This is a genomic window from Vibrio sp. 10N.247.310.23 (assembly GCF_041467155.1).
In the GTDB taxonomy this organism is placed as follows: Bacteria; Pseudomonadota; Gammaproteobacteria; order Enterobacterales; family Vibrionaceae; genus Vibrio; species Vibrio crassostreae_C.
The window spans coordinates 76,954-86,427 of record NZ_JBFSTZ010000008.1; the positions used below are offsets into that span (position 1 = coordinate 76,954).

Genomic DNA, 9,474 nt, shown 5'->3' on the forward strand with positions numbered 1-9,474 from the left:
TGCGTCTAACGCAGAGCAATGATAAAGGGAAGCCACAATGAGTGAATTACAGAGCGAAACAGTTCAGCAAATTTTGCTTCAACTTTATTGTCGTGAGCAAAATGAGCAGCCGTTAATCTCTAGAACTGATCTCGACATTGCTCTTTATGATAGCGAAGGCTTTCTAGCGTGGCGTGACACAAGGCGTAACTTTACGGTCAGTGATATCGAGAATCGAGTTTGGGTGAAGAGCTGCCCCGGCGGTTACATCACTGAAGTGCACTTCAATGCTGACGGTTCTTTGACTGAATATCGTTTGTTCGACCGATTTGAAACAACAGGGCAGTGGCAACTAAAAGACGGTTTGTTACACGTCGAGATTCTGAAGGGTGAGAACTGCTACCAGTTTGCTGTTGTGGCTCGTGCTGACCTTAATATTCACTCTGCGGTTGAGTATAAGAGCGGAGAGCTGCATTCGTACTTGAAGCTTGTTCAAGTTGAAAGCTAAACGCTGGTTCGTTTAATTAGCATATAAAAAAGCCAACAGTGATGTTGGCTTTGTTGTCTTCAATCTGACTGAATACTTCTATTAAGCTTCGAAGTTCGCCAATCGAGTATAAAGCTCGCTGTCTTGATCTTGCTTTGCACAAATCGTCAGTAGGTCTTCAATAAAGTACTTCAATGCACGTGCTTCAATTCGGCGAATACCTTGTTGATGTTCTTCAGTTAGGTAGCCGTAGATAGTCGCAGCGCCAAAGTCACCAAAGATCATCTGACCTTGTTCGTTCACTAAAGTGTTGTGAGCGTATAGATCACCATGAGAGACTTTATTGGCATGAAGGTGTTCAAACACATCAATCATCTGCTCTGTAATGCTATTGATTTGAGCAATTGAAAGTTCGAAACCTTCTGGGAAAGTATCACGCGTGCAAGTCTCGAGTGTTGGTGGTAGCCCTAGGTTGTAGTAGCTGTTTGGAATGAGTTCCATCACCAAAGCTAGGTAATCTTGTTCCTCTACTTGGGCGATAGATTTTACCAAGTTGTTATGGTGTCCAGCCTGCAAGCACGCTTCCAGTTCATCATGTGGGTAGCCGTCACTGGTGACTTCGCCTTTAAACACTTTAACCGCCACTTCCTGTGGAAAATCGAAGTCGCTGTTTAGCCAGCTTGCATGCGAGATCACGCCAGATGCGCCTTGGCCAAGTACTTGATTCAGTGAATAGCTTTGAGAGCTAACCGCAGGCACGCTATCTAAGCTGCTAGGGTGTTTGCAAAACGGGTTACCCGCAAACGCTAACCAAGCCAGTTTTGGTAGCTTGATAAGGAACTCTGGGAATTCAGTCAACTGGTTTGCAGACAGGCGAACTAGCTCAAGGTTGGATAGGTTTTCCATGCTTTCTGGTAACACGCGAATCTTGTTACCCGCCAATGCCAGTTTCTGTAGTCGCGGTCTTTCACCTAGTGAGCTAGGCAGGGCCTCAATCTCATTGTCGGTCAGGATTAACCAACGTAGTTGAGTCGGCAGAGATTGTTCGCTAACGGTTTTGATTTGGTTGGTTTTGAAGCCAACCATTTCGAGCTTAGGAAGTGACCCTAGAACATCAGGCAGGTGCGTAAACAGGTTATTCGACGCGAAGATAATACGCAGGTTAGTTAGCTTTGATAACTCGGCTGGTAGGTCTGACAGCTGATTACCTGAAAGGTCTAGGATCTCAAGAGAATCTGCAAGCTCTATGATTTCTAGAGGGAACTCTGTGAGATCTTCTGATAGTTTTAGACGCTTAATACCTTTAAGTTGCCCTGATTTTAATTGTTCTAGAGTATGCAAACCTTAGCCTTATGAGTAGATGTTCGAGGCGCGTAGTTTACTTGTCTCAACCGAGAAAGGCGAGTATCCGCAACAATACTCGCCTATCTACGCTCAGTGGCTGTTGATATCAAGGTTAAAGCTGAATACGATTTTGGCTAACGCCGACCTCCTCAACAAAATCCAAGTCATGACTGACTAAGATAAAAGCTCCTTGGTATTCACGTAAAGCTGACGCCAATATCTGCTTTGAGTCGATATCTAAATGATTGTCTGGCTCATCAAGCAGCAGTAATGGGGAGTCTTGCTTATGACTGACAATCAACATCGCTAGCTTCATTTTCTCTCCACCACTTAGGTGAGCGACTTTGCGGTACACGGTATCACGCCTAAAGCCGATGCCTGCTAACAATGTCCGAGCATCACTCTCTGTGAGCCCGTCACTATGTGTCATGAGGCTATCGAACATTGTGTCGTTGGTGTCTAATAGTCCAAAGTGTTGATCCAAGTATACTGTGGACCCTAAGCGTTTAATGGAACCTGTATAGTTCGAGTGTTGCCCATGAATGGCCTTTAACAGCGTCGACTTTCCGCAGCTGTTTGCACCAGTGAGATAACACCGTTCACCTTGCGACATAGAAAAGTTGATACGAGCGTCAGAACCAAAACTCAGATGGCAATCTTCAACGGTTAATAGCGAGTTCTTTTTACTGTTATTACTCTGTTGTAGATACAAGGCCTGTGGTTTTAGTTGTTCCTTTTGTTCTTTAAGAGATTGAAGCTTATCTTGATTTTGCTCCTTTAAGTTATTTTGGCTAGTGGCTGATGCTGCTTGTGTTCGTCCGGCTTTGTCTTTCATCGCATCCATTAAGATCTTTGGCTGACTGCCGGATTCTCGCAGTCGGTTTCCTTGCGCCTCTCGCTGTTGTGCTTTTTCTTTGTTGGCTTGAGCTTGGCGTTCAAGTCGTCTCTTTTCTGATTGATGATGAGCAATCTGTTTATCTAGTGCATCGGCCTGATTCGACATTTGTTTGAAGTAGTCATCGTAGTTTCCTTTATAGAAACGTAACCCCAAACTGTTGAGATGGTAGATACCTTCCATTTGTCTCAATAAGCTTCGATCATGGCTGACGACAAGTACCTTACCTTCAAACACCTGGCATTGTTCTAGTAGCCAATTGCGTCCGTCGTTATCCAAATGGTTCGAAGGCTCATCGAGGATCAGTATGTCGTTATTTGATACGAATAGCTGATGAAGCTGTAACAGGGCGAGTTGCCCACCACTCAAAGAGCAACAAAGTGTGTTCAAATCACGAGTGATCTTTAATGTACCTAGCAACTGCTGGGTACGCGCCTCTAAATCCCAATCATCGCCAACGATATTGAAGTGCTGCAGTTCACAGCTACCTTGTTCTATTGCGCTTAACGCTTCTAACTTTTCGGTGAGTCCTAAGAAGTCAGCGATGGTGATGTTGGTATCCAGTAGCGTTGATGGTAACTGAGAGTAAAAGCCGATTGAACCTTGGCGCGAAACACTGCCCGTTGTGGGCTGTTTTTGTCCAACGAGCAATGAAAGTAACAATGACTTTCCAGCCCCATTTCTTCCGACTAGGCCTGTGAGGCGAGTGCTCAAATTAAAGGTGATGTTTTTGAATAACCACTCACCAGTATCGAGTTGGAATGAGAGATTATTGGCTAATATAGTCGGCATAGAAATACCTCCCTTTACGTGTAAACGAGTAAAAGGGGTGAGGCGCTTTTTCTATATAGAACCCTACACAGAATTCTATGTATAGATCGCCAAAGACGTTACTTAGGTAGCGTACCAATCAAAGATAGGAAATAGAGTGCTGATCTGATTTCTGTCTTTAAGGTGCTGATCTTAAAGATGTAGGTTGTCAAAAAACGGATCTTTAAGAGCTTGATTTGTCGCGAAAATAGATGACGAAGTAACGCCCACTAACCCCGAGTGTCCAAATGATTTTTATAAAAATAAATCGGATGTCAGGATGTTAGTACTTCATTATGGCGTTATTCTCTTTTGAAATGATGGTGGGATGGTACTGAAAGAACGTACTCTGAGTCAATATACTGAGGTGATTAAATTGTGTTCAAATGATTAAAGCGCCTGTGTGGCGCTTTAGTGATCATTATTGGAAATAAGTTGAGTCTAGAACTTATATCTTTGGGTTTAGAGCTTAGAGCTTAGAGCTTAGAGCTTAGAGCCTTGGGCTTAAAGCTAAAGCTACTTGGTTTGCCCACCAACGGCGCGCCAACACATATCAAAGCTATCGTTGATGTACTTGGCTGACTGCTCTGGTGGCAACTCATTCTGTTCAATTAACCAGTTTGCACAAATCAAAAAGTGGCTGTGGATGAAGTGCCTAACAAGATTGATGTCTAATACCATCAGTTCACCAGTTTCTTGTCCTTTCAAAATGATCTCGTCTAACGATGCGAACATCTTTGAGACGATGACTTCTCGAGTTTGAGTCGTTGGGTCGAAATGAACATTGGTGAAAAACTTCATCGCAACTGGATTTTCTAGCGCCCATTCAAGCCCTGTGATCCACATGAACTTAAAGGCTTGGTAGCGATCTTGTTCAGCGATTTCTGTGTGCTGGTCAAGGGTAGAAAATAGCTCTATTTTCAGTTCACGAAACAGTTCATCAATCAGTAGAGATTTGTTCTCGAAGTGGTGAAACAGTGTCGCCTTTGCTACGCCTGCTGTTTTCGCTATTTGTCCTGTAGATGTGCCCTCGAGCCCTTGCTGAGAAAAGAGCAGGAGCGCAGCATCTAGGATTTTTTGCCTTTTCGTAATCATCTATTTAGTACTTTGAACAGAATCTTTTTAATTGGGTTGTTGTAAGGAGGGTGCATTAACTTAGTGAAGTTAATTTTTCCTCTACTTAGAACGGTTTTGGCATGGCTAAAGGTCTTGAAGCCTTCAATACCGTGATAGTGTCCCATGCCTGAAGGGCCAATGCCACCGAACGGCGCATCTTCTGCTGCCACATGCACTAGCGAGTCGTTGATACAAACACCGCCAGAATGCGTATTCGATAAGAACTGGTCTTGGGTCTGTTTATCATGACTCATCAGATACAGAGCAAGTGGACGTTCTCTTGCTGTGATGTAGCTGATCGCTTCTTCAATAGAGTCATAAGGCACGATAGGCAGAATAGGGCCAAACAACTCTTCTTGCATCGCAACCATATCGTCGTTCACTTCGGTTAGAAGGTGTGGCGTCATTCTGTGGTTTACATCATCTTGTGCTTGTTCGGTGACAGTGTGAATAACCGCACCTTTAGACTGAGCATCTGCAATCACACCTTTCAAACGATTGTATTGGCGCATATCGATCACTGAGGTTAAGTCTTTGCTTTCAATACCGGCTTTATAAAGTTTTTTGAAGTACTGCTTATAAGCCGTGATGAACGCGTCGACTTTTTCTCGTGGCAATAAGATGTAATCGGGTGCCACGCAAATCTGGCCAGCGTTTAAGCTTTTTGCAAACAGGATGCGTTCAACGGCGTCAGCCACATCAAAGTCAGGGGCAATAATCGTTGGAGACTTGCCACCCAATTCCAAAGTTACTGGCGTTAAGTTGTTGGCTGCTGCTCTCATTACGTGCTTACCCACAGAGGTCGACCCTGTGAATAGAATATGATCAAACGGGAGTTGGCTAAATTTCGCGGAAACGTCAGCTTCACCCTCTATAATCGCAACCTGATCTTCGTTAAAACCCTCAGCCAGCATGGCTTTTAAAACTCGGTTGGTCGCTGGAGTGAACTCAGACATCTTGAGCATTGCAGTATTACCTGCCGCCAACGCAGTGATGAGGGGCCCTAAAGAGAGCATCACCGGGAAGTTCCAAGGAACAATGATACCGACAACACCCACTGGCTGATAATGAACGGTGATCTTCGCGGGTGTCAGCATTAAGCCTGCTTTGCGGCGTGATGGCTTCAACCATTTCTTAAGGTTCTTCAGGCTGTAATTGATCTGGTGAAGAGAAGGGGTGATATCAGCAATCAAGCTGTCGTGTTTTGCTCGATGGCCATAATCTTCAGATACTGCCTCAATCAACAGCTCTTGATAGCGCATTAACAACGCTTTTAGTACTGAGAGGTTTTTTCTTCTCTGCTCAAGCGTTGGATTAACATTACTGCGGTAGTGATCTTTTTGTCGGTCGAACATTTGATCCATGTCGTTGATGCTCGACGTGTTTGGTTCAAGGTCTAGATTATGGCTCATAGTATCCCCTAAATTCGAAAGCTGACCGATTGGTCGGTCAGTTGAATTTACAAGAAGATCGAATCGAATACAAGATATGCACGAGAAAAGTTCAATAATTGAGCGGTTACAACATTGAAGTGAGCGAGTTTTAGTTGGAAGAACGAAGTGTTTATAGGTATCGAATCACGGGATACAAGTTGTGTTTGTGATAGCGAGAGTTCAGATTGGGAAGTGCGCATATTTGTCACAACCCTGACTTAACTTGACCAGATTAGCCAAGAATTTTATGTGTCTTTGGTATTTTATTCACCTGATTTTTTGTTAGAAAGTGCTTTAAATCTAATGCGCTTCAGCCTGTTTTTTGGCCTAAAACCTTGTAATACCTTACCTGTCACTTTAAGTCGGATCGACGATAAAAAAACGTAATCGTAACCACAAATATCAATGGTTGGACTCACTCTTAATAATATCGGTTAATGCAGCCAACAAATCGTTTTTGAACGTTTTTTGTTGGGTTATACCTCGCTATTCCAATGAGGTATCTTCTGTCGATGGCCCTATAGTGTGAGGTCTCTAGAATTGGAAAATTCGGTTAATTTGGAACGCATCCGTGCTGAGTATAATGTAAAGCACTGGAGCCAAGGTTTTTATGGAATTGATGATAACGGTGAGGTGTATGTATCACCGAGCGAAACCGATCATCAAGTTCCTCTTAGTCAGATCGTAAAACAGTTAGAGCAGAGAAATATTGGTTTGCCTGCTCTTGTGCGTTTTCCTCAAATAGTGCACCAACGTGTGCACAATATCTGTAACGCATTTAACCAAGCGATCGACGAATATCAGTATGACAACCGTTACCTGCTTGTTTACCCGATTAAAGTTAACCAACAGAAAGAAGTGGTTGACGAGATCTTAGCGAGCCAAGCTCAATTAGAGCAGAAGCAATTGGGCCTAGAAGCAGGTAGCAAGCCTGAACTATTAGCGGTATTGGCACTGGCTCAAAAAGCGAGCTCAGTGATCGTGTGTAACGGTTACAAAGACAGAGAATACATCCGTCTAGCGCTGATTGGCGAAAAGCTAGGTCATAAAGTATTCATCGTTTTAGAGAAGCTATCTGAGCTTGATCTTGTTCTTTCTGAAGCGAAAGCGCTTGGCGTGAAACCTCGTTTAGGTTTGCGTATTCGTCTTGCTTCTCAAGGCGCAGGTAAATGGCAAGCGAGTGGTGGCGAGAAGTCGAAGTTCGGCTTGTCTGCATCACAAGTGCTGACTGTTATTGAACGCTTGAAAGCAGAAGACCAACTGGATGTTCTAGAGCTAGTGCATTTCCATCTTGGTTCACAAATGGCCAATATTCGTGATGTACGAAATGGTGTGAGCGAAGCGGCTCGTTTCTACTGTGAACTGCGCGATATCGGTGCTCAATTGAAGTACTTAGATGTTGGTGGTGGTTTGGCTGTGGATTACGACGGTACACGTAGCCAGTCTTCAAACTCAATGAACTACGGCTTGCTTGAGTACGCTCGCAACATCGTAATGACAGTAGGGGATATTTGTAAGCTCTACAATCAGCCGCAACCTGTGATCATTTCTGAATCTGGTCGTTCGTTGACTGCGCATCACGCTGTGCTTGTTACTAACGTGATCGGTACAGAAAGCTATTCTCCGGAAGATATGGCGGCTCCAGAAGCTGACGCACCAATGTTGCTTAATAACATGTGGAAGAACTTCTTAGAGCTAGATGCGGGTAATGATGACCGAGCGTTGATCGAGATCTACAACGACACGCAAAGCGATATCGCAGAAGCGCACAACCAATTTGCAACAGGCATGCTGAATCTTCAGCACCGTGCTTGGGCAGAGCAGATGTCTTTGCGTATTAACTACGAACTTAGCTCTCGTATGAGTACTAAGAACCGTTACCACCGTCCTATTTTGGATGAGTTGAGCGAGCGTTTAGCCGACAAGTTCTTCGTGAACTTCTCGCTGTTCCAATCTTTACCAGATGCTTGGGGTATTGATCAGGTATTCCCTGTATTACCTCTAAGTGGTTTGGATAATGCGGATGAGCGACGCGCTGTAGTACTGGATATCACCTGTGATTCTGACGGTACGATTGATCAGTACGTTGATGGCCAAGGTATTGAAACAACGCTGCCAGTTCCTGCGTGGAACCCAGATGAACCATACCTGATGGGCTTTTTCTTAGTCGGCGCATATCAAGAGATCTTGGGCGATATGCACAACCTATTTGGTGATACCCACAGTGTCGTGGTGAATGTTGATGAAAGTGGTCAAGCGAATATCGACTACATCAATGAAGGCGATACGGTTGAAGACATGATGCGTTATGTTCATATCGATACGGATCTGATTCGTCAGAACTACAAAGATTTGGTCACGGCGAAAGTACCAGCACAAGAGCAGCAAAGCGTACTTGAAGAGTTAGAGCAAGGCTTGATGGGTTACACCTATCTTGAGGATTTTTAATGAACGATCTATTTACCAAACCAGATTACTCGCTGTACTCCAACGCGATGACTTTTATGCGTCGTCCATTGGTACAGAACCCAATTGATCACGATGCTGATGTGGTTGTGTTGGGCGCGCCGTTAGATATGGCGACGTCGGGTCGACCGGGCGCTCGTATGGGGCCTGATGCGATTCGTCGTGCGTCGGTAAACTTGGCGTGGGAAGGCAAAAAATTTCCTTGGGACTTCAATGTATTTGAACATACCTCGGTGATTGATGCTGGCGATCTTGTGTTTGATTGCGGTGATGCTGAAGATTTAACTCAGCGTTTAGAAGCGGCTGCAAATGCGATTCTAAACAGTGGTAAAACATTGTTAGGTTTAGGTGGCGATCACTTCATTACATTGCCTTTGCTAAGAGCATACGGCAAGAAGTACGGTGAAATGGCTCTGATTCATTTTGACGCGCACACTGATACTTACAATCAGGGCAGTCGTTACGATCACGGTACTATGTTCTACTATGCGCCAAATGAAGGGTTAATCTCGCCTGAGCATTCTGTGCAAATAGGTATTCGTACAGAGTATAAGCAGGAAGGTCATGGCTTTAATGTTATCAATGCGATGCAAGCGAATGACATGAGCGTGGATGAGATCATTGCTCAAGTGAAAGGCATTGTTGGTGATAAGCCAGTTTACCTAACGTTTGATATCGATTGTCTGGATCCTGCTTTTGCTCCGGGTACAGGTACTCCGGTATGCGGCGGTTTGAATTCAGATAAAGTTCTGAAAATTATCCGTGGTTTGCAGGGCATCAACATGGTTGGTATGGACGTTGTAGAAGTTTCTCCAGCGTATGACCAAAGCGAGATTACAGCATTGGCTGGTGCGACGATTGCTCTCGAGCTACTTTACGTTTGGACGGCGAACCGCCTCGCTAAATAGTTGTGTGTCATTGCTAACAACATAACGCTATATACT

The 9,474-nt window shown here is 44.3% G+C and carries 7 protein-coding genes; 3 read left to right on the forward strand and 4 right to left on the reverse strand.

Annotated features, from left to right (window positions below):
* Window positions 1-37: 37 nt before the first annotated feature.
* Entirely contained in the window at window positions 38-487 is a 450-nt protein-coding gene (locus tag AB6D93_RS08320) for a hypothetical protein (RefSeq protein ID WP_102332106.1), read from the forward strand.
* Window positions 488-568: 81 nt separating this feature from the next.
* On the opposite strand, the gene AB6D93_RS08325 is transcribed toward AB6D93_RS08320, so the two are convergent.
* From AB6D93_RS08325 to AB6D93_RS08340, 4 genes are all read right to left on the reverse strand, one after another.
* Entirely contained in the window at window positions 569-1,807 is a 1,239-nt protein-coding gene (locus AB6D93_RS08325) for a leucine-rich repeat-containing protein kinase family protein (RefSeq protein ID WP_102332107.1), read from the reverse strand.
* 115 nt (window positions 1,808-1,922) lie between these two features.
* Complete coding sequence (locus tag AB6D93_RS08330) at window positions 1,923-3,497, reverse strand: ABC-F family ATP-binding cassette domain-containing protein (protein WP_102332108.1); 1,575 nt, start codon at window positions 3,495-3,497, stop codon at window positions 1,923-1,925.
* Window positions 3,498-4,031: 534 nt separating this feature from the next.
* Window positions 4,032-4,610 carry a TetR/AcrR family transcriptional regulator gene (locus AB6D93_RS08335; RefSeq protein ID WP_102332109.1) on the reverse strand — a complete coding sequence of 193 codons (579 nt, stop codon included), beginning with the start codon at window positions 4,608-4,610 and terminating at the stop codon, window positions 4,032-4,034.
* Complete coding sequence (locus AB6D93_RS08340; protein ID WP_102332110.1) at window positions 4,607-6,043, reverse strand: coniferyl aldehyde dehydrogenase; 1,437 nt, start codon at window positions 6,041-6,043, stop codon at window positions 4,607-4,609. Before AB6D93_RS08340 ends, AB6D93_RS08335 begins: the two co-directional genes overlap by 4 nt.
* 561 nt (window positions 6,044-6,604) lie before the next feature.
* Here AB6D93_RS08340 and speA point away from each other — a divergent pair.
* Window positions 6,605-8,512, forward strand: coding sequence for an arginine decarboxylase (gene speA / locus AB6D93_RS08345; RefSeq protein WP_065680285.1), 1,908 nt, complete (start codon window positions 6,605-6,607; stop codon window positions 8,510-8,512).
* Complete coding sequence (gene speB / locus AB6D93_RS08350; RefSeq protein ID WP_102332111.1) at window positions 8,512-9,438, forward strand: agmatinase; 927 nt, start codon at window positions 8,512-8,514, stop codon at window positions 9,436-9,438. The genes speA and speB overlap by 1 nt, the downstream gene beginning before the upstream one ends.
* Window positions 9,439-9,474 lie beyond the last annotated feature (36 nt).